At 44.8% G+C, this 24792-nt stretch carries 28 protein-coding genes and 3 pseudogenes; 19 read left to right on the top strand and 12 right to left on the bottom strand.

Features of this window, described 5'->3' with window-relative positions; all coding sequences use genetic code 11:
- The first annotated feature begins 135 nt into the window (after window positions 1–135).
- The 3 genes from M1F17_RS21265 to M1F17_RS21255 are packed head-to-tail and all read left to right on the top strand — an operon-like array spanning window position 136 to window position 1112.
- On the top strand, window positions 136–381 hold the full coding sequence (locus tag M1F17_RS21265) for an AbrB/MazE/SpoVT family DNA-binding domain-containing protein (RefSeq protein ID WP_023159984.1): 246 nt from the start codon (window positions 136–138) through the stop codon (window positions 379–381).
- Complete coding sequence (gene mazF / locus M1F17_RS21260; RefSeq protein WP_023159957.1) at window positions 381–713, top strand: endoribonuclease MazF; 333 nt, start codon at window positions 381–383, stop codon at window positions 711–713. The genes M1F17_RS21265 and mazF overlap by 1 nt, the downstream gene beginning before the upstream one ends.
- Window positions 714–743: 30 nt before the next feature.
- Window positions 744–1112, top strand: a complete 369-nt coding sequence (locus M1F17_RS21255; RefSeq protein WP_237737415.1) for a hypothetical protein — start codon at window positions 744–746, stop codon at window positions 1110–1112.
- A gap of 88 nt (window positions 1113–1200) precedes the next feature.
- Here M1F17_RS21255 and M1F17_RS21250 read toward each other — a convergent pair whose 3' ends face one another.
- The 3 genes from M1F17_RS21250 to M1F17_RS21240 form a co-directional block, all read right to left on the bottom strand.
- Window positions 1201–1341: a Hok/Gef family protein gene (locus M1F17_RS21250; RefSeq protein WP_072022937.1), complete on the bottom strand. Its 141-nt coding sequence runs from the start codon at window positions 1339–1341 to the stop codon at window positions 1201–1203.
- Between the two features lie 319 nt (window positions 1342–1660).
- The gene (locus M1F17_RS21245) at window positions 1661–2119 is read right to left on the bottom strand and encodes a hypothetical protein (RefSeq protein ID WP_237737416.1); all 459 of its coding nucleotides are present in this window, start codon (window positions 2117–2119) and stop codon (window positions 1661–1663) included.
- Window positions 2120–2510: 391 nt separating this feature from the next.
- Window positions 2511–2780: a hypothetical protein gene (locus M1F17_RS21240; RefSeq protein ID WP_048821758.1), complete on the bottom strand. Its 270-nt coding sequence runs from the start codon at window positions 2778–2780 to the stop codon at window positions 2511–2513.
- A 294-nt stretch (window positions 2781–3074) separates the two neighbouring features.
- Between M1F17_RS21240 and M1F17_RS21235 the strand changes: the two genes are divergently transcribed.
- The 8 genes from M1F17_RS21235 (at window position 3075) to M1F17_RS21200 (ending at window position 9269) form a co-directional block, all read left to right on the top strand.
- Window positions 3075–4028 carry a tyrosine-type recombinase/integrase gene (locus tag M1F17_RS21235; protein WP_023159956.1) on the top strand — a complete coding sequence of 318 codons (954 nt, stop codon included), beginning with the start codon at window positions 3075–3077 and terminating at the stop codon, window positions 4026–4028.
- A 13-nt stretch (window positions 4029–4041) separates the two neighbouring features.
- Entirely contained in the window at window positions 4042–4860 is an 819-nt protein-coding gene (locus M1F17_RS21230; protein WP_023159955.1) for a DUF4365 domain-containing protein, read from the top strand.
- A 20-nt stretch (window positions 4861–4880) separates the two neighbouring features.
- A complete protein-coding gene (locus M1F17_RS21225; protein ID WP_203544163.1) occupies window positions 4881–5891 on the top strand; it encodes a hypothetical protein in 1011 nt (336 codons plus the stop codon).
- A 492-nt stretch (window positions 5892–6383) separates the two neighbouring features.
- Window positions 6384–7133 (top strand): signal peptidase I, encoded by a 750-nt coding sequence (gene lepB, locus M1F17_RS21220; protein WP_071547986.1) that lies wholly within the window; start codon window positions 6384–6386, stop codon window positions 7131–7133.
- Window positions 7117–7470 (top strand): hypothetical protein, encoded by a 354-nt coding sequence (locus M1F17_RS21215; RefSeq protein ID WP_135017213.1) that lies wholly within the window; start codon window positions 7117–7119, stop codon window positions 7468–7470. The genes lepB and M1F17_RS21215 overlap by 17 nt, the downstream gene beginning before the upstream one ends.
- Window positions 7457–8026 carry a GDSL-type esterase/lipase family protein gene (locus M1F17_RS21210; RefSeq protein ID WP_023159952.1) on the top strand — a complete coding sequence of 190 codons (570 nt, stop codon included), beginning with the start codon at window positions 7457–7459 and terminating at the stop codon, window positions 8024–8026. The genes M1F17_RS21215 and M1F17_RS21210 overlap by 14 nt, the downstream gene beginning before the upstream one ends.
- Window positions 8027–8043: 17 nt before the next feature.
- Window positions 8044–8979, top strand: a complete 936-nt coding sequence (locus tag M1F17_RS21205; protein ID WP_159287656.1) for a restriction endonuclease — start codon at window positions 8044–8046, stop codon at window positions 8977–8979.
- Between the two features lie 89 nt (window positions 8980–9068).
- The gene (locus tag M1F17_RS21200) at window positions 9069–9269 is read left to right on the top strand and encodes a hypothetical protein (RefSeq protein ID WP_318837446.1); all 201 of its coding nucleotides are present in this window, start codon (window positions 9069–9071) and stop codon (window positions 9267–9269) included.
- Here M1F17_RS21200 and M1F17_RS21195 read toward each other — a convergent pair.
- A complete protein-coding gene (locus M1F17_RS21195) occupies window positions 9260–10228 on the bottom strand; it encodes an IS30 family transposase (protein ID WP_005804963.1) in 969 nt (322 codons plus the stop codon). The genes M1F17_RS21200 and M1F17_RS21195 overlap by 10 nt on opposite strands.
- Before the next feature lie 349 nt (window positions 10229–10577).
- Here M1F17_RS21195 and M1F17_RS21190 point away from each other — a divergent pair.
- Window positions 10578–10823, top strand: a pseudogene (locus M1F17_RS21190) (hypothetical protein); the annotation flags it as partial.
- Window positions 10824–11072: 249 nt separating this feature from the next.
- Here the strand turns inward: M1F17_RS21190 and M1F17_RS21185 are convergent.
- The 3 genes from M1F17_RS21185 to groES form a co-directional block, all read right to left on the bottom strand.
- Complete coding sequence (locus tag M1F17_RS21185; RefSeq protein WP_043907034.1) at window positions 11073–12566, bottom strand: IS91 family transposase; 1494 nt, start codon at window positions 12564–12566, stop codon at window positions 11073–11075.
- A gap of 224 nt (window positions 12567–12790) precedes the next feature.
- Complete coding sequence (groL, locus tag M1F17_RS21180) at window positions 12791–14431, bottom strand: chaperonin GroEL (protein WP_004201176.1); 1641 nt, start codon at window positions 14429–14431, stop codon at window positions 12791–12793.
- 55 nt (window positions 14432–14486) lie between these two features.
- Entirely contained in the window at window positions 14487–14777 is a 291-nt protein-coding gene (gene groES, locus M1F17_RS21175; RefSeq protein ID WP_004201172.1) for a co-chaperone GroES, read from the bottom strand.
- Between the two features lie 193 nt (window positions 14778–14970).
- Between groES and cutA the strand changes: the two genes are divergently transcribed.
- From cutA to M1F17_RS21160, 3 genes and pseudogenes are all read left to right on the top strand, one after another.
- Entirely contained in the window at window positions 14971–15300 is a 330-nt protein-coding gene (gene cutA, locus M1F17_RS21170) for a divalent-cation tolerance protein CutA (RefSeq protein ID WP_004201171.1), read from the top strand.
- Between the two features lie 4 nt (window positions 15301–15304).
- Window positions 15305–15679: pseudogene (locus M1F17_RS21165) on the top strand (protein-disulfide reductase DsbD domain-containing protein); the annotation flags it as partial.
- Window positions 15680–15769: 90 nt separating this feature from the next.
- Window positions 15770–16336, top strand: a pseudogene (locus tag M1F17_RS21160) (twin-arginine translocation (TAT) pathway signal sequence domain protein); the annotation flags it as partial.
- A 10-nt stretch (window positions 16337–16346) separates the two neighbouring features.
- Here M1F17_RS21160 and M1F17_RS21155 read toward each other — a convergent pair.
- The 4 genes from M1F17_RS21155 to M1F17_RS21140 all read right to left on the bottom strand — a co-directional run bounded on the left by M1F17_RS21155 (window position 16347) and on the right by M1F17_RS21140 (window position 19240).
- On the bottom strand, window positions 16347–16985 hold the full coding sequence (locus M1F17_RS21155; protein WP_004201168.1) for a phosphoribosylanthranilate isomerase: 639 nt from the start codon (window positions 16983–16985) through the stop codon (window positions 16347–16349).
- Between the two features lie 4 nt (window positions 16986–16989).
- Window positions 16990–17355, bottom strand: a complete 366-nt coding sequence (gene ble, locus M1F17_RS21150) for a bleomycin binding protein Ble-MBL (protein ID WP_004201167.1) — start codon at window positions 17353–17355, stop codon at window positions 16990–16992.
- 3 nt (window positions 17356–17358) lie between these two features.
- Window positions 17359–18171, bottom strand: coding sequence for a subclass B1 metallo-beta-lactamase NDM-1 (locus M1F17_RS21145; RefSeq protein WP_004201164.1), 813 nt, complete (start codon window positions 18169–18171; stop codon window positions 17359–17361).
- 100 nt (window positions 18172–18271) lie between these two features.
- Entirely contained in the window at window positions 18272–19240 is a 969-nt protein-coding gene (locus M1F17_RS21140) for an IS30 family transposase (protein WP_005804963.1), read from the bottom strand.
- A 77-nt stretch (window positions 19241–19317) separates the two neighbouring features.
- Here M1F17_RS21140 and M1F17_RS21135 point away from each other — a divergent pair, with 77 nt between their 5' ends.
- Genes M1F17_RS21135 through M1F17_RS21125 form a run of 3 tightly spaced genes read left to right on the top strand, consistent with a single transcriptional unit; the run spans window position 19318 to window position 21876 of the window.
- Window positions 19318–20133, top strand: coding sequence for a hypothetical protein (locus M1F17_RS21135; RefSeq protein WP_318837445.1), 816 nt, complete (start codon window positions 19318–19320; stop codon window positions 20131–20133).
- Between the two features lie 58 nt (window positions 20134–20191).
- A complete protein-coding gene (locus M1F17_RS21130) occupies window positions 20192–20746 on the top strand; it encodes a hypothetical protein (RefSeq protein ID WP_023159949.1) in 555 nt (184 codons plus the stop codon).
- 53 nt (window positions 20747–20799) lie between these two features.
- Window positions 20800–21876 (top strand): hypothetical protein, encoded by a 1077-nt coding sequence (locus tag M1F17_RS21125; protein ID WP_023159948.1) that lies wholly within the window; start codon window positions 20800–20802, stop codon window positions 21874–21876.
- Window positions 21877–21971: 95 nt separating this feature from the next.
- On the opposite strand, the gene M1F17_RS21120 is transcribed toward M1F17_RS21125, so the two are convergent.
- Window positions 21972–23507, bottom strand: coding sequence for a UvrD-helicase domain-containing protein (locus M1F17_RS21120; protein ID WP_159287654.1), 1536 nt, complete (start codon window positions 23505–23507; stop codon window positions 21972–21974).
- Window positions 23508–23814: 307 nt separating this feature from the next.
- Here M1F17_RS21120 and M1F17_RS21115 point away from each other — a divergent pair, with 307 nt between their 5' ends.
- Window positions 23815–24756, top strand: coding sequence for a hypothetical protein (locus M1F17_RS21115; protein WP_023159946.1), 942 nt, complete (start codon window positions 23815–23817; stop codon window positions 24754–24756).
- Window positions 24757–24792 lie beyond the last annotated feature (36 nt).

Below are 24792 nucleotides of genomic sequence, written 5' to 3'. Positions count from 1 at the left end.
ATGTGACATAAAGACACATACACTTATGTGTTTATGTGTTTATGTGTTTATATTTTTATTATAATCAACAATGTTGATACATTTAAATTGAGGTGCTACTATTAAAACTCGGACGTTGAATTGTAGAGGTGATAAATGGCTCAGGTCACAGTAAAAAAATGGGGCAATAGCCCGTCTGTACGGCTTCCTGTTGCAATCATGCAAAAAGCGGCACTTAGCGTTGATGATACGGTTGAAATAGCGGTAGAAGAAGGTCGTATCATCATTACGCCAGTTAAAGCGGTAGAATACTCATTAGATAATTTGTTAGCCGGTATCACACCGGAGAATATCCATGAGAAAGTAGACTTCGGAGCTCGAACAGGTAAGGAATTAATTTAATGGTATCTCGATACGTACCTGATTCTGGCGATTTGATTTGGATTGACTTTGATCCAGTTGAAGGACATGAGCAGGGCGGTCATCGTCCAGCAGTTGTCCTTAGCCCTTTTGCATACAATAATAAAGTAGGGCTCTTACTATGCGTACCATGTACAACTAAAGGCAAAGGCTATCCATTTGAATGCGAACTCTCGAACGAAAGAGACAGCTACGCATTAGCGGATCAAGTTACATGTGTTGACTGGAGAGCTCGTAAAGTTACTAAAAAGGGCAAAGTGGAGGCATCAGAACTGGCAGAGATAAAAGCTAAAGCAAAGGCGTTAATAGGATAGATATAATACTTATAAGGGTTATGGGATAGAATGGAAAATGAGACACTACACACAGCAACAGGTAATCAAACTCCTTTAGATAATGCTGTATCGTCATTAAACTCTATTTTAGATGTTATTTTCACAGTAAATGATTATGTTTTATTTTTTATAATTTTCGCTAAATCGAAGTCAAGACTATTCAAATTGGCTTTTGGTTATTCTGGTATATCAGTTGTATTTTTACTCTCTAGCTATTTTCTCAGGGATGATTTACTGTTTGATATTAATAATACACCGCGATTCGGATTATTGATGATCAATATCGGCATGATTACAACAGCATTATATTTAATATACTGGCTTATCTATCTATTCAACGAAAGTGGTATGATTGATAGCAAAAAGAGTGAGCCATAGCTAACCGAAAAAGGGTGCTTGTATCACCAACCCATCGTAATCTGTAAAAGAGAAAATGTGGGGGTTTCCCCCCACAAAAGCAACACTACTAATTACATGATAGTGTTGCCTGAACCACCGTACCTCCGCTTGTAAAATTGAGTGAACATAAACGATCACGCATTAACAAAGAGAAGCACAGAACTGTGATACACACAGTAATCAGCCCTATCAGGGCAAATTTGCTCATTTCTCTTGACTCCTTGAGTAAAAGGAGACAGAATCAAATTGCAATGTTTGTAGACTGCCTCGAGTTAAGGATTATTCCTAATTCGGGGCTTTCGTCTTTTTGGCTCTTGGCTATGCTCGAACCAAAACGATTCAAGCACCCAAGGCAATATTATCAGATTATTATTAAGAGACATACTGTTAATTGAAAATTATAATACTATATTTTAATTATGTTTTTTGCTTTATTAATAAAGAATTTATCCAATAAAACGGTTATTAATATCAATATAACAAACAAATCAACCTATAATTAACAACAGCCTCTAAGGAAAAATATTTTATTGAATTACCTCATTATCTAAAAAAACAGCCAAATGTAGATATTCAATTTCATCAAGGTTAGTAAGACTTAATTTTGAATTTAATAACTCCATTTTAATTTCATTTGAAAGATGGTCTAACAGAATCCTATCAACATTAGATAATCGACCTATTTTGTCCTCTGCCGGAAAATTTAAAATAATATATCCTGCATCAGTGATTTTAGATATTATCTCGTAATCTTTCCTTGATATTTTAATCTTTTCAGGTTTGATTTTCGGTTTTGTTTTTATTCCTTTCCTTTCATTATCAAGGCGTTTCAGCCATTCCCTTTTATAAATTCCCCCATTTTGAATAACTCTGACTCGCCACTCTACTGACTCAAAATCTGAAAGTCGATTAAAATCATTTTTATTTATATTTTTCAAAGGGATAAATCTATCCCCAATTATAAACCGAAAGATTTGTTTAATCATGTATATCTATCTCTCTCTGAATTGCAAATATATTTCAGAATTAAACTAAAAAAAAGAAATACATTAAATTTAGTTACTTATGACAAATTTGTAGAAATTTAAAGAACGAATATCAAAGTAAAAATCAGGATTAACAACAAAATTGAAGCAACTAAGTAGGCAATAACTTTGCTTGTTGCTCCATTTCGGTTATAGGTAATCAAAAAGATATTTGCACCAGATAGAATATATAATAGAACAAAGAAGAATCCATTTAATCGAATTGAACCTTCAAATAGAAACATACCAAATAAAATAAAAACCATTATTGAAAATGCAAGACTGATTACCATTTCTAGTTTTTTTAAATTCATCACAACCTCTTTAATTAATTGTAGAGTTTACAAGAATATCACTTCATCGACTGATTATATCTATCAATAGCCGCATCGTAATAATCCTTATCTACTTCAATACTGTAACTTTCATCACCTAGTACGTAGAGAATTTTATAATCTCGCTCGATGGTTCGATAAATTTTTAACTGGCTATATCGTTTTCCATCTTTCACGGCTTTCTTATTAAAATCGGATTTGAATATGTAAACTAATAACATTACGAATGCTAGACAGATCCAAAATGTAATAACCAAACCAAAGCCCAAGTCATTTACCGCTGACATTATCCCTCTCCGAAACATTTAGGTAATTAGTAATGTAAAAATCATTATTAGTTTTATGAACTTACAACGTAATTTCATTATACAATAGTTTAAAGATTGCAAGCCTTTTAATGCGTACAAAAACGGATATTTTAGCTATTCGATGATAAATACCTGTGCTACCCTTTACTCGGTTAAATATACGTTTAATGTAGTAGCGTAAAATCTTTTTAGGTTTTCGATAGGTATTGCTGTTTGACGCACCAGAATCAACGATAATTTTTACACTAATTTTCTACACCAAAGAGGGCGGTAATGGGAGAGTTAATATTACGTGACACTGTAACAAGTATTGTTGATGTAAATAACATGACGAAAAACACCAACAATCCAGCAACCAGCTATTTGCTACGGCTGCGTTCCAAACAAAGTCAAAAGACAATGCGATCCTGCCTCGTGTCGGTGGTCAGGCTGTTTCGTTCTAAGGACCCATTCACGTTTGACTGGTCCATTATGGATCGGGATTCGGTCCAATTGGTACTTCAGAAGTTAATACTGGAGAAAAAGACCCCAAATAGTATCAACCTAGTCCTGAGCGCGATTAAAGGGGTTGCTGAAGAAGCCAGAGCATCACGAGCCATAGATAGCGATACATATCAGGATATTAGAAGCATACGTCGCATTCGTGGGAACCGTATTGGTAGAGGGCGTTCACTGAGTAGTAGTGAAATAACGCAAATTTATCAGCATCTTGATAGCCTAAACACCGCAGTCTCTATACGTGATGCAGCGATTGTTTCACTGATGCTCGGATGCGGTTTGCGCCGTGCTGAAGTCACTTTGTTAGATATGGAAGATATCAATTTTGATAACTACGCCGTAAAAATAATGGGGAAGGGTAACAAAGAAAGAACTAATTTTATGCCAAGTGATACCCTCCGCCGCACTCGCTTATGGATTGAAACTGTTAGGGGAGATCATTCCGGTGCAGTTTTCACCCGTATTCGTAAAAATGATGATGTGACTTGCGATAGAATAACAACCGATGGTTTACGGTATATTATTGATAAATTGGTGAAAGATTCAGAATTAGAGTCATTCACACCCCATGATTGCCGCCGAACCTATGCTACTAAGCTGTTAGAACTCGGTGAGGACCTACTTACTGTCAGAGAAGCGATGGGACACAGTAGTGTCGCTACTACACAGCGATATGATAAACGAGGTGTAACGCGCTTAGAGGCTGCTGCACGTAACCTTCAATACTAACAAAGGATGAATTATGAGAAGTAAATCGCATGTAACCGACTCTCAAGCAAATGCACTTATCAATGTGAAGGTTCCAGCTAAAGATTGGGTTGTCCATACCATAGGTGAACGTGACTATGGGATCGATTTAATGATTCAAGTATTTAAGAACGAAAAAGCGACAGGAGACTGTTTTTTTGTACAAGCCAAAGGCACTGAAAAAATTTTTAATGGTAGTGTTAAAATGCCAGATTTCCCCGTCAAAACTATAGAATATGCATTGTTATTTAATGTACCATTTTTTGTTTTCTACACATCTATAACAAGTAAATCAATTAAGTATATTTGGCTTCAAAAATACGTGGAATTAGAATTAAACAATAAAAAACCAAACTGGCGTGAACAAGAAAAGGTAACGCTATATTTTCCTGAAGAAAATGACTTAGATAGCAATACAGTTAAAATTTATAACATTTTGACAGAACATAGAGCAAAGATAGAAAGCCTTGAGTTTTTAAAGTTATATGAGGAACTTGTATTACATGCAGAATCTTTCGCTTCTGGAGAATATGAAGTTAGTCGATACTGTGTAGATCTTTGCGTTAGACTTATCAAAATTCAGTGGTTGATTAACTACCTTGGTATAAATACACACTCGCATGGAAGCAACATTAATATATTTAACCTTAAAGACGCATTTCATAATATATATACTAATAATCATGTTAGCTCAGATGATTTTACAGTAATATGGGATCAACTGGCAATGTTAGAACGTATTAAAACTGAAATTATATCCAAAGACACATTCAATGAAATAGCTTATGACCATGCCAATATTATACCATTTTAAATGATTTGAGTTAAATAGTTATGCGAAACCTAACCACATGGACTTGTTCCGAAATAACAAAGTTGATTGGGGCGATTGACGAGCCATTCTTCATTGAAAAAACATGCAAATATACCGGTCGTAGTGTAAATGATGTCCTCTCTAAATTATTGAATATGGGATTGTGTGAAATAAATCACAAGGATAATAAGATATGTACGGCTAGGAGTACTAATTTAAACTACCTCATTCCTCATTCATCATTTATTCCTAAATTACTAGAACTTGGATGGATATATGAGTTATCAAATAGGGAGGAATCTCTTAAATCCCCCAAGTGGTGGGTGAGTAATGATCAGTTCCCTATGAGCAACACTATCGAATTGAATCGTAATGAAACAGTATGGGTTAATGAGGAAATTCATATAGTTATCTCCATGATACAAAACAAGATGAACCTAAGCTCAATCGCAGATAAAATACATAGAAATCAATCATCTATTACCGCAATGTTAATAGATCTTGGTATTTTAGAATGCATTGATAAACAAGCAATCTTTTTGTCTGAAGTTAATGAATTGAAACTTTCAAAGTATACATTTAATAATGCGCTTGTTCTTATTAATCATGGATGGGTTGTTACCAACAATAATTTATCTGCACCTAATTGGTGGCTTGAAAATAACAAGGATAATGAGAATGTTCATAATAGCCACTACGATGAAAGGAAAGAAATAACCGGTAGTGATAGCAGACAATTGTATATGTTTGTTAAATCAGAATTAGAGGGCATACTAAACACTATTCATGAAAATAAGCGTATCGAAGAATTGTCAGATGTAACGTATTTAGGTTATACACTTGCAGATTTAACGACCTACATTGGTATTACTTCAGTTAGGGCAGCAGGGCAGGTCACAAAGAACAATAAAACCCACATGAGCTATTTTATGGATAAACCTTATAATATAAAGAAAATGTTGATTAACTTTGGTTGGAAAGTTTCAGATGATTCATTAGCAGCTCCTGAATGGTGGTCTAATGAAGAATAAATACATCTCTTTCATTCAGATTATTTTTTTTACCGTTGCTTGTGTATATCCAGCGTATTTATTAATACGCAGAAAAAACATAATTGATATTTCCATATTAATATTTATTGTATTAATTTCAGTAATTGGAGATTTTATAGAGTGCATAGCATTAATTGAATTATCTAAGGTGTTAGCATCATTCTTTCTTATTGCAATTTATGTGAATTGCTATCACATCTATTTTAAGCACTCTAAAAGCAATATTGATTCAATTAGTTTTAAAGCAATAGATAATAAGATGGGATATCTTATTTTTTCCAGTGAAACTATATGTTATTTCTTGCCTTTAAAAATAAGTAGCCACTTTAATATGTTATGGTTTTATGGATATTTGAAAGCCATAACCATGCACCATCAAAATAGAAAGTGATACTTTTATGACTGTTTACTAAGAAAAAAGATACTACATAACGGGTACATTGCCTTTTTGATTTCTGAAGGCTGAAGGTCATGAACTTCATAAGTACCCTTATTATTGCACTTATCCTACGAATTCTTTACCTCGTATATCGTAAACGTAAGCCTAGTTTTTATACTGTCAGTTTGGTAATAATTTCACTTATTGTATGGTCCGTTAAATCCTACCTATTGGACTATTACATTATCCCTACATCCTCTATGGCACCGACATTGAAAGCTGGTGATCTCATTTTTGCAAAGCCGGTTGATGCGCAAAAAGAGCAATTGATGCGTGGGGATATCGTGATTTTCCGAGCTCCTGCATTCCCTTCATTCATTTATGTAAAACGCATTATCGGATTGGCTGGCGATACTGTCACTTATACCGATGATAAGTCGGTCCAGATCAACGGAAGGATGATCGGGCAGCTAAACCTTCATAATGACCATACGAGTACCTATCAGGCGCTTCAGGAACGTAATGCGCAACAATATGAGTACGTCATTGATAACCGTAAACCATTCGTTAAGCCAATTTATACACAATGGGTAATCCCTGATGGATATGTTTTTGTTCTTGGCGATAACAGGGATCACTCATGGGATTCACGTTTTTTTGAAAATGCGGTTGGAACTCCACGGCATTTGCGAGGGCTTGTTAAAAAGGAACTTTTGATAAGCCGGTATTTAGCCACGGCTTTTACACTTGAGTTTATGAAAAGCGATTTTGATATAGGGGAGAATAGCTTAAAAGTAATTTCTGAAGCTCAAACGGCAGAGGGGAATGATGGGGATAAATAGAAGCTGTATCGCATTAGTTTGCTTTTTCTTATCCTCTTGTGGTTCTACCACAGGGGCGATCACTACACACGAGCATCTTGTGACGCAAGCCGCACAAGATAAGCATGTCAGTTCTGGTGGCTTCGACAGAGTAGCTGATACCTATGTACTGGCAAGAGAGATTACTGGTCTTGAATCCAACGAAATAAAGCAACTCTATGAGGTGAAGGGGAGTGGCAACACATTAATAAAAATTGATATGGCATCTATACCATGCTCGATATTGCTTAAAAAGAACACAAGTCAAAGTAGTGAGATTTGGCTTATAACTGATATGGGTTGCAATGAATATTTATAAAATCTCAGTAATCAGCTCCCTTTTATTTTCTTCTATGTCATACAGCAAACCTGTTTTTATAGGAGATTCACTTACCTATGAGATAGCTAAAGGGTACAGCACAATCCAAGCTGTTGATGCTCGATACAAAGTAGGTAGCGGATTATCCACAAAGAAGATCCTTGATTGGCAGAGATACGCAGAGCAATTCAGTTTTGAAAAATACGATACCGTTTATGTGATTCTCGGTACTAACGACCATGTTCAAATATCAGAAAAAGAAAAGTACACCTCTAAAGTTCGGCATTTTATCCAAACCATAAAAGCCAGAAACCAAAATGTGATCTGGTTACTTCCTCCAACCCTTAAAGACCCCGCCAAAAACAGACTATTAGATAACACTCGGCAAGCCATAAAGACGGCTTCGCAGATAGAGGGGATCACCACCGTAGATACACGAACGGTTCTTGGTGAAACATACAAGGATGTCATAGATGGGACAACAGTTCGCACAAAGGATGGAATACATATCACTCCGAACGGAGCCTTACTTACTGTGACACAGCTACTATTTTAGTAAATTGGAATGTTGTAATGAGAAGAAAGCGTAGATTTAAGAAACGAAATCCCTATGTAACTAATATGAATATTGCTTTTATATTCTATATGACCACTCTGGTATTTCTTAGATTTGATTCTATTGCGAGAGTTTTAACTTTAGTAATACCTTTATTTGCTGTTTATATATTGTCACCTAGCAGCAAAATATTGCGGTTACACAAGAAAAAGAAACCTGAATGGGCTTCAGTGGGAATCAAAAGAAATGCCCCTCTATTAAACCCTCAAGTTGCATTAGTGATAATTGCTGTTACCACAATAACTGTATTTTTTCTTCGTTATGACCATGTGATAACAACGAAAATCATACAACTGATATGGGGAGATATAAAAACAGCATATGCAGATGTTTTCGGGCAAAGCAGTGCGAATAAATTATTCTCTCTGAGGAATATCCCAGTTTGTACATATTATACATTCCATATATTACGCTCTTGCGTTGCATTCCTGCTCGTGGCTTATTCAGCAAGTGTGTATTTTCGTTATAAACAACAAACTATGTTTAAAAAGGTACTTTTTAATGCCACCTATCATGAAGATGCATTGCAATTTATCCGAGAATTATCATGGCGAGAATTTGAGGAATTTATAAGGGAGTTATTCAACAGCCTTGGGTACAGAGCTACTGTCACTAATTATGGTCCAGATGGTGGGAAAGATATCATTATGGAACGTGATGGAATTAAAGTTTTCGCTCAATGCAAACACTGGAAATCTGACAATGTAGGTGTTGCTATCGCCCGTGAAATGGTTGGTGTACTAGAAGCAGAACCCGAATTTAAGCATGTATTTCTAGTCACATCAGGTAAGTTTTCTAACGATGCAGTTCTATACAGTCACAGAACATCCGACCGTCTGACACTCATGGATGGAAAAATGATAGCCGATAAATTATTGCTGTTAAGAAAGTAATCCGCTTTTAGAACCATTGCGCCCTATTCGTAGGGTGTAATTCTATAACATATAGCAGATACACGTAACACAGATTATTGAGGCTCAAAATGATGGATGTTTCTTCCAATACTAAAAAAAATGAAAGTAAAAAAGGACTTGGTTTTCTTCTGAATAAAAAATCCATGATTGCAGTTGCAGTTTCAGCGGGTGCAATAGCAGCATTTGTTTTACTAAAACCAGCAACAGACGCGACAGAAATTGATGTTAATTATTATAGTGACGTTGAAACCTGGCGAATTCAAACATGAGGTGCGACAGTTTCAAAAGCCATATGATAATCAACAAGCTGAGCAAATTTCTCTAATGGTGTAAGCCAATCTAACGCCTTTCTAGGACGAGTATTCAGTGACATGGCAACTTGATTTAAATAATGCTGATCTGCCTGATTTAAATCAATCCCTTTAGGTAAATATTGCCTAATTAAACCATTCATATTTTCGCATGTGCCTTTTTGCCAGGGTGAATGTGGGTCACAGAAATATACATCTATGCCTAAATCTTCTTCGAGTATTTTATGTTCTGACATCTCACGTCCACGGTCATAGGTCAACGTTTTACGCAGTTCTGCAGGTAAATATTTCAGAGCTTCAGTTAAAGCCTTGCGCACTGATTCTGCCTTTGCATCAGGTAATGTTGCCAAGATACAGAGCCGTGTATTTCGTTCAATAAGTGTTGCTATCGAACTTTTATTGTCTTTACCTTTAATTAAATCAGCTTCCCAATGACCCGGTATTTTTCTTTCTTGAACTTCGGCTGGGCGCTCATGAATAGTTTTAATATCCTGTAATATAGAATCTTTTTTAGGTTCACCGTTAGCTTTTCGCTTTTTATTTTCATGACGTAGACAGGATAATAAGTCTTTTTTCAACTCACCCTTTGGTAATGCTCGTATCGTTGAATAAATCGTTGTATGGCTTACATTCATTGTTTGATCCAAATCAGGAAATGTCTTTAAACGCTTTGCTATTTGCTGAGGAGACCATAAACAACGGATCGCTTCAACAATAAATTTCCAGAGGATTGAATCGATTTTGAGTTTTCTGTGACCACGTCTACGTCTAGCGAAGGTGTTATCAGAAGCATATCGAGCTTGATAAACGTCATTGATGCTATTTCTTTTAAGCTCACGATAGATCGTACTAGGATGTCTTTTAATGAGTTCAGCAAATTTTCTGGCTGAAAAGCCTTCTTTTCTTGACTCAAGCATTAATGCAGTACGATCTTCAAAGTTAAGATGATGGTATGACAATTTTATATACTCCATAAACCCTTTAAATTAATTAGGTGGTTTATGTCGCACTTCAAGTTTTACTCTGCCCTCCATTGTTTTCAATTTATCGGATTTCTAAAAACATGAGATATATGTTTCAATAAAAGTTTTTAAGAACTTTATACACCAAATACCAATGCTTCACTTATGATAAAGTGGATTAAAATTGCAGAAAATGGGTAAATCCATAAAAAATGTCAACATCTTCAAATATACAATTGTATTTCAATTTCCGTTGTTTATAGTTGGAACATTTTTTTAAATCTCTACACTCAAGGTTAGATTTATGTCTACTGCTCATAAAAAAGCATCCTTATTGCAAAAAGTCAGTAAAGGACTCACAGTTGGTTCAGTCATTACAGGAAGCACGTTTTTACATGGTCCCCCTGTTTTGGCACTCGGTTTTACCAAGCTGTTTAAAAAATCAAAAAAAGTAGACGAAACCAATATTCAATTGGCCAATAGCTGGATTGGTGTAAACAACCACCTGATTGAAAAGGTGCTGCCAAACCTAAAGTGGGATATGGGTATAGGAAGTTCAACCGCCCTTTTTGGCGAGTCTGGCGGGTAGGAAGCGGCCGCGCAAGCGCCGCTTTGGGCACAGATCGGGCACAGATCGGGGGTTCATGCGTGGGTTTTCGACATCGCGGGGCCACGCAGCGGCTCAGTGCGTAGCCATTTCTCACCGAATCCCGGCACAGGGCCGAGCGCAGCCCTGCGGGGTCGTGGCCGCATCGGATCGGACTCTGGCTTGGCTGCCGGCTGTGTGGCCGGCGCCTCATCACGCGGCGGGCGGCGGGGCGCGCGCTGCGGGCCGGTAGTGCGCTTGCTCCAGCGCGCCGTGTTTCTCGAAGTGGGCGAGGATGGCGCGAATGGCCTTGGGGTCTTCGATGCTGGCGACGATCCGCACCGCGCCGCCGCAGTGGGCGCAGGTGGTGATGTCGATGGAAAAGACCCGCTTGAGCCGTTGCGCCCAGCTCATCGCACGGCGCTTCTGCTCGGGGCTGCGCGGCTCGTCGTGGGCGCTGACGTCCACTGGCGCCGCATCGCCCGCAGGCCGCCTGCCGCGCCCCGAGGGCGTCAGCTGCGCGCGCAGGTTTGCATTCGGGGCGAATACGCCGTGGAAGCGGGTGAGATGCGCGCGTGGCGGCGGGACCAGTGCCGCCAGCTTGGCGATGAAGTCCACCGCATCCCATTCGACATGCGTGGTGCCATTGCGCCACGGCGTCTTGAGCTGGTAACGCACCCTGCCCTGTGGCGAGATCGATAGCCGCTGCTCGCTGATCGCCGGGCGCGTGATGTAGCGGCACAGCTTTTCGAGCTTGTGGCTTTCGTGTGCTTCCGCGGCCACGCCGGCATGCAGCGAGAAGCCGCCGACCTTGCCGGCGTCGCCCTCCAGCGGACCGGCGTCGCCAGGCAGCGTTTGCAGCGTGACGACCTTGCGGCCAGCGTCGCGACCGGTGGCGATGCGGTAGGTCATCGAACTCATCCGCAGCCCATCCATGCCGTCGTCGCTACCCGCGCTGTCGGACAGGAACACGGATTCGTCTTCGCCTTCGAGCCAGCCGCGGCGCGACAGGTGCCGGCACACGCGATGCGCGATGGTGTTGGCCAGTTCCGTCAGTTGCGCCGATGTGGGCGCACGGGTGCGGTGCAGGCGCGGCTTGCGCTGCGGACGCTCGGTGGTGTCCTCGTACACGCCGTCGAGCCACAGCATGTGGAAGTGGATGTTGAGATTCAGCGCGCTGCCGAAGCGCTGGATCAGGGTCACCACGCCGCATTGCGCCGTATCCCGCGGCACGCCGGCCTGATCGGCAAGCCAACCGGCGATCACACGATGCACGATGCCCAGCACCGGGCCGATCGCCTCAGGCTTGCTGGCGAACAGGAAGCGCAACGGGTACGGGAAACTCAGCACCCATTGCCGCACCGGCCGCGGGCCGAACACCTCGTCCACCAGATGCCGCGCCGACTCGGCCATGCGCCGTGCGCCGCAGCTCGGGCACAGCCCGCGCTTCTTGCAGGAATACGCCACCAGCCTCTCGGCACGACAGTGCTCGCAGACCACGCGCAGGAAGCCGTGCTCGAGCACGCCGCAGCGCAGGTAGGTCTCGAACTCCTCGCGCACATACTCGGGCAGCGGGCGGTCTTCGGCCTCAAGACGCGCGATGAAGTCCGGGTAGTGCGCCTGCACTAGCGCGTACAGCAGCGTGCGCTCGGGCAGGTGGCGCGCGTAACGCGCAGCGGCGTGGGCGGCCGGCAGTGGCGCGCACACCTCGGCCTGCCGCCGGGGTGCGGTCAGGCGCGGCACGCAGCGCTCCGTTGCAGGGACGGCTGCTCAGGGTTGCGCCCGCGAGCACGCGTTCATATCGGCGTTTTCTGATCTTCGCGTCAGACATTGCCGCGGGGCGGGTAGGAAGTCTCCCGCCTCGGACGCCAGAACGCACAAAGCCCGGCACGAGGCCGGGCTTTGTGGTCTTGCTTGATGGATCGCGGGGCTTAGAAATCCATGCCGCCCATGCCGCCCATGCCGCCGCCGGCCGGCATCGCCGGCTCGTCCTTCTTCGGGGCCTCGGCCACCATCGCTTCGGTGGTGATCATCAGGCCCGCGATCGACGCGGCGTTCTGCAGCGCGGTGCGGGTGACCTTGGTCGGGTCCAGGATGCCGAACTCGATCATGTCGCCGAACTCGCCGTTGGCGGCGTTGTAGCCGAACGCACCCGAACCTTCGACCACGCGGTTGAGGATGACCGACGGCTCATCGCCGGCATTGGTCACGATCTCGCGCAGCGGGGCTTCCATCGCGCGCAGGGCGATCTGGATGCCGTGGTTCTGGTCTTCGTTCACGCCCTTGATGCCGGCGATCGCCGCCTTGGCACGGATCAGGGCGACGCCGCCGCCCGGGACGATGCCTTCCTCGACGGCCGCACGGGTCGCGTGCAGGGCGTCTTCGACGCGCGCCTTCTTTTCCTTCATCTCGACTTCGGTGGCGGCACCGACCTTGATCACCGCAACGCCGCCGGCCAGCTTGGCCACGCGCTCCTGCAGCTTCTCGCGGTCGTAGTCGGAGGAGGTCTCCTCGATCTGCGCCTTGATCTGCTTGATGCGCGCCTCGATGCCCGCGCCTTCGCCGGCGCCATCGATGATGGTGGTGTTTTCCTTCGACACCTGGATCTTCTTGGCGCGGCCGAGGTCCTTGATGGTGGCCTTCTCCAGCGACAGGCCGACTTCCTCGGAAATCACCACGCCGCCGGTCAGGATCGCCATGTCTTCCAGCATCGCCTTGCGACGGTCGCCGAAGCCCGGGGCCTTCACCGCGCAGACCTTGACGATGCCGCGGATGGTGTTGACCACCAGGGTCGCCAGCGCTTCGCCTTCGACTTCCTCCGCCACGATCAGCAGCGGCTTGCCGGCCTTGGCCACGCCCTCGAGGACGGGCAGCAGGTCGCGCACGTTGGAGATCTTCTTGTCGTACAGCAGGATGAAGGGATCATCCAGGTCGGCCGACATCGACTGCTGGTTGTTGACGAAGTACGGGCTCAGGTAGCCGCGGTCGAACTGCATGCCCTCGACCACGTCGAGTTCGTTGTCCAGGCCGCTGCCTTCCTCGACCGTGATCACGCCTTCCTTGCCGACCTTGTCCATCGCCTGCGCGATCAGGTCGCCGATGTTGGCATCCGAGTTCGCGGAGATCGCGCCGACCTGGGCGATTTCCTTGCTGGTCGACGACGGCTTGGACAGCGACTTCAGTTCGCCGACCGCGGCCTTCACCGCCTGGTCGATGCCGCGCTTCAGGTCCATCGGGTTCATGCCGGCGGCGACCGCCTTCATGCCCTCGCGGATGAACGCCTGCGCCAGCACGGTGGCGGTGGTGGTGCCGTCGCCGGCGTTGTCGGAGGTCTTGGAAGCGACTTCCTTCACCATCTGCGCGCCCATGTTCTCGAACGCGTCAGCCAGTTCGATTTCCTTGGCGACGGAGACGCCGTCCTTGGTGATGGTCGGCGCGCCGTAGCTCTTCTGCAGCACGACGTTGCGGCCCTTCGGGCCGAGGGTCGCCTTCACGGCGTTGGCGAGCACGTTGACGCCGCGCACCATCTTGGAGCGCGCGTCTTCGCCGAAACGAATGTCCTTGGCAGCCATTGCGAATTACCTCGAAAAATTATTCGGATGAGAAATGTGTGGGAGCGACGCGCGATCAGCCGAGGATCGCGAACAGGTCGTCTTCCTTCACCACCAGCAGCTCGACGCCGTCCAGCTTCACTTCGGTGCCGCTGTACTTGCCGAACAGCACCTTGTCGCCGACCTTGACCTGCGGCGCGCGGACCTGGCCGTTGTCCAGCACCTTGCCGGTGCCGACGGCGACGACTTCGCCCTTGATCGGCTTCTCGGTGGCCGAATCCGGGATCACGATCCCGCCGGCGGACAGCTTCTCTTCTTCCATGCGCTTGATGACCACGCGGTCGTGCAGCGGCTTGATATTGGACATGGCAACCTCGGTAAATGGTTGATTGACGTGGAAAAACCCGGCGATTTTAGCAGTCGCGCGAAGCGAGTGCCAAACCGCGGACAACAGAACCGGGCGAACCCGGCATGCCACCGAGATGGGGCGGGCCCGCCGACTTTCAAGGGCCGCACGCGGATGTCCGCCAGGCCCGCCGGATCGGGGCAGCCGCTACCCTATGCCGGTGAGCGCCCTGATCTGCTTCTGCACCTGTCCCGACGCCGACAGCGCCGAGCGCATCGCCACCGCGCTGGTGGCCGAGCGCCTGGCCGCCTGCGTCAACCTCCTGCCCGGCCTGCGTTCGGTCTATCGCTGGCAACGCAAGGTCGAGGCCGCGGCCGAGGTCCTGCTGCTGGTCAAGACCAGTGCCGAGGCCTACCCCGCCCTGCAGGAACGCCTGCGCCAACTGCATCCCTACGAACTCCCGGAGCTGCTCGCGGTCGAAGCCGCGTCCGGCCTGCCCGAATACCTGCAATGGCTGGCCGCCGAGAGCCGACCGGTAAACTGAGCCAATGACCGCATCCACGATCCGCCTGCGCCGCTGGCTGGCCGGGCTCGCCCTGCTGCTTGCGCTGCCCGCGACCTCGGCCGTCGCCCAGGACTTCGAACTGCCGCCGGTCGACGAGGTCTTCGTCCTGTCCGCGCAGGCCACCGCGCCGGACCGCATCGAGGTGCGCTGGCGGATCGCCGACGGCTATTACCTGTACCGGCACCGCACCTCGGTCAAGGCCGATGCCGCCTTCACCGGCGCGACCATGGCGCTGCCGAAGGGCAAGGCCTACCGCGACGAATTCTTCGGCGACGTCGAAACCTACCGCAAGGAATTGCTCGGCACCCTCACCGGCACGCCCGCGGCCGGCGCGAGCGCGACCACCCTGACCGTGAAGTACCAGGGCTGCGCCGATGCCGGCGTGTGCTACCCGCCGCAGACCCGCACCCTGAAGGTCGCGTTGCCGGGCGAAGCGGGCGCTGGCGGCTTCGGCTGTAAGGCGCGCGGGCTGCATGATTATGTCGTCAAGAACGGCTCTGCCGATCATCCCAACGCCGAGGTGAAATTCGCACTGGGTGATGTGGTCAACACCATGATCGGCTGCACTAATGGTGAAACGATCATGCTGTGCCACGACACCTCGCTGCCGCGCCCCTATTCTCTCGGCTTTCGGGTGCAAGGCACCGAGGGGCTGTGGATGGACGTCAACAAGTCGATCTATCTGGAGGGCAAGAGCCCACAGCCGCACCGCTGGGAGCCTGCCGAGGGCTGGTTTGCGAAATACGATCACCCGCTATGGAAACGCTACGCCGATCTGGCGGCAGGGGCCGGGCATGGCGGGATGGACTGGTTCGTGATCCACGCTTTTGTCGAGGCGCTGAAGGCCAAGGCCCCGATGCCAATCGACATTTACGACGCGCTGGCCTGGAGCGCGATCACGCCTCTGTCGGAACAATCGATTGCTGAGGGCAATCGCACGTTAGATTTTCCCGACTTCACCCGAGGGCAGTGGCGCACCCGCAAGCCGATCTTTGCGCTGAACGACGCCTATTGATCGACGCGATTTAGGCCAAGCGCACCGCAAAGGCGAAATTGGTAATCTTGTCGGTATCCTTGACGCCCGGCGCGCTTTCGACGCCGCTGGAGGTATCGACCAGCGGCGCTCCGGTGCGCGCAATCGCCTCGGCAACATTCGTCGGATTTAGCCCGCCTGCCAGCCCCCACGGCAAGGCACCGCGATATCCGGCCAGCAGCGACCAGTCGAACGCCAACCCCATGCCGCCGGGCAGCGCGCCTTTGGGGGTCTTGGCGTCGAACAAGATCAAGTCCGCCGCCCCGGCATAGGCTGCGGCGCGTGCGACATCGCTGGCGCTGGCGACGGGCAGCGCCTTCCACACCGGCTTGCCAAACCGCGCGCGCAACTGGGCCACGCGTTCGGGCGATTCCGAACCGTGCAGCTGCAGCGCGTTCAGCTTGGCTGCCACCAGTGCGTCGGCGATGACAGCATCATCCGCATCGACGAACAAACCGACCATGGCGATCTGGCCAGCTGCGCGCGATGTCAAAGCGCCCGCGACATTCGACGTAACCGCACGGGGCGACGCTGGATAGAACACCAACCCGGCATAGTCCGCCCGCGCCGCGATGGTCGCATCGAGCGCCTCGGGTGTGCTGATCCCGCAAATCTTGATTTTCGCGGGCATGCGGTCAGTCGGGGTTCTGGATCAGCCGCACCAGCGTGCAGTCGGGATCGATCAGGTAGCCGATCCTCAGGCCGCTCGCCTCCAGTTGCGGAGCTTTGAAGCGCGGCCAGCCGGTGCTTTTTTCCTCGGCTCCCGCCGCGTTCACCAATGCCACCATGGCATCGAGATCATCCAACCGCAGGCAACAGCCGAACGAGCTCGTAGCTGGGTCGAGGTCAGGATAGGGGAAGAATTCGAGCTGCAAACCGCCGCGCTGCAGGATCATCCAGCCGCGATCCTTCCAACTCGTCGCAAAGCCCAGCTTCGCATAAAACGCCTCTGTCACATCGAAATCGCGCGATGGCAGATTGGGGGTGACGTGGTCAGCCATGGCTCAGCGCAGCTTGTCGGCCATGCGGGCCGTATGAGTGATTGCGGCGCGGCTATCGGGGGCGGAATGGCTCATCACGATCATGCTGGCCTTGGGGAACGCCGCACCAAACGCGCGCGCTGACGCGGCGTAGTGCTCAGTGTCGGCATCACCGAGATTGCCGAGCGACTTGGCCTTGCTGTCCTTGATCAGGCAGCCACCAAAAGCGATGTCGGTGCCGTCGATCCCAACGGTGATATTGTCACTGGTGTGGCCGGGGCCGGGGTAAAATACCTTGAGCGGGCCAAAGTTGGGCGCGGTTGCTGGTTCGACCCAGCCATTGGCGGCGAAAGTCAGGCTGTGTTGCGCCGCAACCATCCCCTCTTGCGGGGCAAGCTGGTTCGACAACGCATTGGCATAAGTCGCAATCCCCGCCGCATGCAGCGCGTCCATACCGCCCATCTTGTCCTGATGCGCGTGAGTCACCACCGCCAGCGCGACCGGCAGGTTGATCTCCTGCTTGATCCAGTTGAGGATCTGGGCGGTCTGGTCATCGGTCCAGGCGGTATCGACCACCAGCACGCGGCCGCCATCCCTGACGATCAAACCGTTGGAAGCGACTGCCCCGAAACCCGGCATGTCGAGATAGGAAGTGTGCTGCCAGACATTCGGTGCGAGCTGGCGGAAAACCAGATCGCCAAACCGTTGGTCGCCAGTTTCCATTTGCTGGCCAATCGTCGGGCGGATTTCACCGGGCATGCACCCGCTCAGCATCAATGCAGCGGCTAATGCGGTGCTCAGCTTCGCGACCGGGTGCATAATATTGGGCAATTCCATCAAGTTTTCCTTTTATTCAGCATTAAAAACCCCGCAAATGCGAGGCCTAGTAAATAGATGATCTTAATTTGGTTCACTGTAGCAAAAATATGGGGCGAATTCAAACATGAGGTGCGACAGTTTCAAAAGCCATATGATAATCAACAAGCTGAGCAAATTTCTCTAATGGTGTAAGCCAATCTAACGCCTTTCTAGGACGAGTATTCAGTGACATGGCAACTTGATTTAAATAATGCTGATCTGCCTGATTTAAATCAATCCCTTTAGGTAAATATTGCCTAATTAAACCATTCATATTTTCGCATGTGCCTTTTTGCCAGGGTGAATGTGGGTCACAGAAATATACATCTATGCCTAAATCTTCTTCGAGTATTTTATGTTCTGACATCTCACGTCCACGGTCATAGGTCAACGTTTTACGCAGTTCTGCAGGTAAATATTTCAGAGCTTCAGTTAAAGCCTTGCGCACTGATTCTGCCTTTGCATCAGGTAATGTTGCCAAGATACAGAGCCGTGTATTTCGTTCAATAAGTGTTGCTATCGAACTTTTATTGTCTTTACCTTTAATTAAATCAGCTTCCCAATGACCCGGTATTTTTCTTTCTTGAACTTCGGCTGGGCGCTCATGAATAGTTTTAATATCCTGTAATATAGAATCTTTTTTAGGTTCACCGTTAGCTTTTCGCTTTTTATTTTCATGACGTAGACAGGATAATAAGTCTTTTTTCAACTCACCCTTTGGTAATGCTCGTATCGTTGAATAAATCGTTGTATGGCTTACATTCATTGTTTGATCCAAATCAGGAAATGTCTTTAAACGCTTTGCTATTTGCTGAGGAGACCATAAACAACGGATCGCTTCAACAATAAATTTCCAGAGGATTGAATCGATTTTGAGTTTTCTGTGACCACGTCTACGTCTAGCGAAGGTGTTATCAGAAGCATATCGAGCTTGATAAACGTCATTGATGCTATTTCTTTTAAGCTCACGATAGATCGTACTAGGATGTCTTTTAATGAGTTCAGCAAATTTTCTGGCTGAAAAGCCTTCTTTTCTTGACTCAAGCATTAATGCAGTACGATCTTCAAAGTTAAGATGATGGTATGACAATTTTATATACTCCATAAACCCTTTAAATTAATTAGGTGGTTTATGTCGCACTTCAAGTTTTACTCTGCCCCTCTATTCCTGTTTTTAACAATCCAAAAGAGGCAGAACCAGAATCGAACAGTGCCGAGAACGTAGCTAAAACCGATTCTCCGACATCTGAAGCTAAATCCGACACTGTTACAGGTGACGTAGCTAAAACGCTTTCAGAAGCAGTAGAGGAACATTCTGGCGATACAGAAAAACAGAATCCATCTGATAGCGAACAAAGCATTAATGACATGCTTGAGCATGTTAGCGAAGCAGCTACTTCAGTAGTGGAACACACTCAGGCATTAAGTACCAACTTTACTGGTCAACCACCTGCACCGGCAGCTCAGGAGCTCAGTGATGGGTATTACAGCAATCAGGCTCCAACACAGCAACAAGACTTTAAAAACGTATTTGATGCAGCATTGGAAGAAAGAAATAAACGCACTGAAAATGACCAAAATCTTGACTACGTTGGGAGGCAATTAACGATCCCATACGCGCCAAATTCACAAACTAAAGTCTATCTCTACCGTAATTTTGCAGTGAAAATTTTCCTACCTGCACAATCTGAAGCCGTTAAAGAGCTCAATTACTTCATCAATGGCTCAGACCATGACGATCATTTCGATATCAAATTATTACCAAATAACATTTTGCTCTTATCTAAAAAGCCAAGTTCTGAAGTGTGGGGCGGCACAGACTTATTCATCACTCATGGTAAACAAAATTATACATTTATATTACTTAGTGCGAAAAGCCCTGATGAAAGAACTGATTCTATTCATTATGAAAAAGTAAGCGCAAACACAACCAGTAAGTGATCGTTAACTCTCCCAAAACTACCTTACAGCCCCTTTTTGGGGCTTTTTTGGATTCAAAATGGAAAAATACACGAGTCTGAGAACAATAGCTGACGATATTCAGATGTACCCATATTCATATCTATTATGCCGACAATTATTAAAAAAGGGATACATTGAGGGCGAGGCTGTGATTGGTATCTATAAGCAAGAACTGGTCCAAACTCCGGAGACAGATTTAGCTTACACAAACAGCATTTTGCAATACTCATGGATCGAGACAAAGGCTCATACCGTCATAGACCCTTTAATTGATTTTCGCGAGGGAAACCAAGGAATTAACCTAATCGAGAGAGACAAAACAGCAAATTATCATGCTGGCGTAAATCCCTTGAAAATTACAAAGGAATTACTTCCAGAACATCGTTGCTCTGATGAAGTGTTTACACTCATGAGAGGTGCAGAATCAGAGGCTATGAGGCGAATTTTAGGTTTAGATCAGAATCCAAATGGTATAACAATGACTGAAGCTGCATTCATTGCTAATTTATCAGTCGAGCAATATCTCGGTTATGATAGAGTCATGTTCAAATTTCTGGTGAAACATCATTTAGAAATGCTTTTAGCTACATAAACTGATAATTAATGTTTATCGTATTTTGTCTGTTTTACCATCAGTGAGAAACTATGAAACGCCTAGAACGAAACCCTGAAAAATTTGAAGCACTAGAGGTATTTACAGCATTCAGCCGTGAACATGGTTATAAACTTAGATCACAAGAAGATACCGAAAAATTCCTGCAAGTTTTTCGTGATACTCTCAAAGTATCTCAGGAAAATACAATTTTGCTTCACGGCAAGCGTATGGAATCTTGTTTTGGTCAAGTAGTCGCTGGTCTGCATGGTTGTCGTTTGATTAAAACTGAAGATATAGGTGACGTAATTTATGATGATGACGAAATTAAGTTACCAGATTACAGACTCATTTTGAAAGATGGGAGACAAGTATTTGTTGAAGTGAAAAATTGTAATCATTCTAACCCGAAAGCATCATATTTTCTTACAAAGAATTATGTTGAAAAACTTCAGCGATACAGTGAAATAAACCAGATACCTCTCTTTTTTGCAATATACTACCGTTGTCTAAGAATGTGGACTTTACTACCGGTAACTTCATTTATTGAGCGCAAAACGAAATATGAAACATGTGCTTTGCATTCTTTAGGAAACAGTGAAATGGCAATGCTTGGTGATGTAATGATTGCAACAAAGCCTCCACTTATCATCGAACTAGTAGCAGATAATACACAAGAGATTTCTATCAATGATGACAATTATGCGCATTTTGTCTGTGGTGATGTGAAAATGTATTGTGATGGAGAAGAAATTATTGATCACAATGAAAAAAATATAGCTTTCTATCTTATGAGATTCGGTCAGTGGGAGTGTGGTGAACCAGAAGCAGTAATGACTCAGAGTAATACGTTACAGAGTGTTCGTTATTCATTTGTCCCCCAATCTATGGAGGGCTTTGAAAAAAATGGATTTTCAATACTTGGTAATCTAAGTTCTATGATAACTGAAGCATTTAATGAACATACCGTCTATGAGCAGGAAGTAACAGCTATTACCTCTGGAGCAGAACCTGACGTTTTTTCAGTCAAAATCCCTGTAGATTATAAAGGAAGCGTTCTTGGGCTGTGGCGTTTCTCTTTTGAAGCAAATCCGGATTTTAAAGTTGGTGAGAATAGAATTACCGAATAATTACTATACCTTCATTAACTTGAAAAGCTAACCTTGCCGATACAACTATTTTTAGACTAAAAAATAATGGTTATTATCGGCATTTATATATTTTTTCAAATAACACACCTCTGATTAATAAATAAAAATAACTCTATTGGAGTGACTATAGGTATCGGAATGTTTTTATTTTTTCTTTTTTTAATTAACAAAATTATTTCCATGATTACCATTGATATAGACAAGGCTTTCGTGGCTCTTGTTACTGCAACGTATAACAAATTTAATTCATCATTAATAAATATTAGATTCTGTTTTTGTTTTGGTGTTTTCTCAATATATTCAACTAATGAAACATAATCATCATCAATCTCAATATATTCCCATTCAAGTCCTTTCGATGAATGTGCAGTTACAAGCGTTAAATCAGCATCATTGTAATTATTAACTGCTGCTTCTTTAATTTTATCTACCAGCTCTAGAATATCAGGCTCATTTTCAATTAGGTGTATCGTCCTTTTCAACGTATTGTCGCCTGAGTTCTCTGCAACACTTACAACCCGATCCCAATTTGGATAGTCGTATAAAAATGCTTTTCTCTTAATCATTTTAGTATTGCCGATATACAGATAGTAAAAATCAGCAATATCGTCTAAAGCATACCTATCAATACCACCTACGAAGAACACTTTTTTACCGCATCTTCCAGCGTCAATTGCATTGATCAACACAGATAGATTGGTGCGTGAAATCACAGTTCTAGGGAAGATACTCTTGACTTCAGCTTTACTTATGAGCCTATCAATAATACCTGTCGTTTTAAGGCTTACAGTCTCTCCTTTTAACATCAGTATGGCATTTGCAATAGCAGCCACACATCGTCCAAACCGATATGACGTGGTTAGACGCAATATCTGAGCTCCATCACGTACAGATGCATCTAGGGCATCATTTGCCCCACGCCAGCGGTTGATCATCTGGTGCGTATCACCTACAAAGATTCGTTTGCATTCACATTTATCTAGCAATGCCTTTGTTACTAAGTTGGCATCCTGAGCTTCATCAAACAAAATGATGTCGAACCATGTATGTAGAGGAGGGGCGACCAACTGAAAATATTTTATGTAAAAGTCAGGGGGAGCAGGAAAGTCACTTTTAGGATCAGCTTGTAATTCAAAAATGAGTTTTGCATTTTCTAGTGCGCTTTTCTTAACATTTTCAGCATGTTTTTTACCATTCCCTGTATTCTCTGTTGGAACGTGATGTATCTGTAACGAATAATCAGCGGACCTATAATAATTATTTAGAGTCTCAATTATGAGGAATTGTAATTGAACAGAGGTAATATTAAGCAGCCTCGCAACATCGAACCCATTGAAATTAAACTTCATTTTGAACTTCAAGTTTTTCAAATACCGATATGCCATTGCATGAGTGGTGATCACTTTGGTATTTGACGGGAATTTTTGTGATGCCTCAGTCTGTATGCCCTTGTTATAGGCTAAGTACAGAATACGTTTATCCGGATTACGCTTTGCCAGTTGAGTCAATATGAACGTTTTTCCTGAACCTGCATAAGCCTGACAGCAAATATACTTTTCTTCAGAGGCTAAAATGGCTTCTTGTTCTTGAGAAAGAGTGATTTTTGGCATATCTATTAATCCATTACTATTAGCTGGAATGGAGAATATCATAGAAATTAAATCACTTTGGAGGGCAATGAAATCCTAGGGGAACCAAAACATTAAAATGGATTAATACTGCATATATTCAATGCGTTAGCGGTTTAGACATGCATTAGAGAAAACAAAGCTGGCGAATCATCATACCAAGTGATAGTATACGATTTACAGAATCGTCAACTATGTATTGTTTTGATGATTTTGCGAAAGCCGGTTCATAACTACCGCAAAGTTTATATGAACCGGCTGTATTTAAACCCACAAAAGGGGAACAACTATGTCAGTTTCAAATGACACTATCGACTATACCATACGTGGCAACTCTGCGGCAGTAGATAAAGTGATTACTCAGCTCGCAGCCGCAGCCGGTATACCAAAATCTACTTTTATTCGAAATAAATTAGAAGAAATATTTCAAAATAGATATGACCAATATGCCGCCTCAAGTTCTCTGGTTGCTGCATATGACGAAATTTTAGCAAGAGAACTAGGTACAACTGTTAAGAGTATTCCGATAGACAACTTTATGACAACACCTAAAAAAATTGCCATGTGTGAAATACTGAAGATAAAGGATAGCCGTCAACTAGAGAGTGTTCTGATTAATAACGGAAAGTACATATTACATAGAGCGCGTCAGACAATGTTTGGCAATAGCAACGTCCCTGTTCTTACTGCCAGTTCTCTTTGGTTTGCTCTTTTCTGTGAATTAGCTGGTACTACCCAAGAACAAGTGAAGGAAGCAGAAAATAGGATCTTCAATAAATTTAAACTTGAGGGTCGTTATTATGAGTACATGGAAGATATAAATGCTATTCGTGAGTTAAAAGGGATTCAGCCTCTCCCTGTTCGTGACAACGATGCGGAAACAAAATACTGCCAAGTACGAATTTATAAACCTAAAGAATATCAGTATGGAGCATGGCGCGTTGAAATTTTTGTAAGCAAAGAATCACAGCCAGTCATGGAAGAATTCGGTATATGTTATCCGGTATTAAAAAATAGATTATTAATCGCTGATAGTGCTTTAAGCTATCAAACGGCAGTGCTAAACAGTGACAAAGAATATGAGTCTGGCTTTCTCTTTAAAAATGGAGAGTGTCAACTGGACTTGTATTCAAGTGGGATTTCTGAAGAACTCAATCCCACACCAATCAGTGAAGTGGCTGAAGTATTAAAAAATCATATAAATGATATTATTATTCAGCGTTTAGGATAGGCTTAACGAAATAAAGCCGTATAAAATACGGCTTTA

It is taken from the genome of Providencia sp. PROV073 (assembly GCF_033688125.1).
GTDB classification, from domain to species: domain Bacteria; phylum Pseudomonadota; class Gammaproteobacteria; order Enterobacterales; family Enterobacteriaceae; genus Providencia; species Providencia hangzhouensis.
Note: the sequence above shows the minus strand (reverse complement) of the source record. Positions and strands in the feature narration are given on the sequence as shown.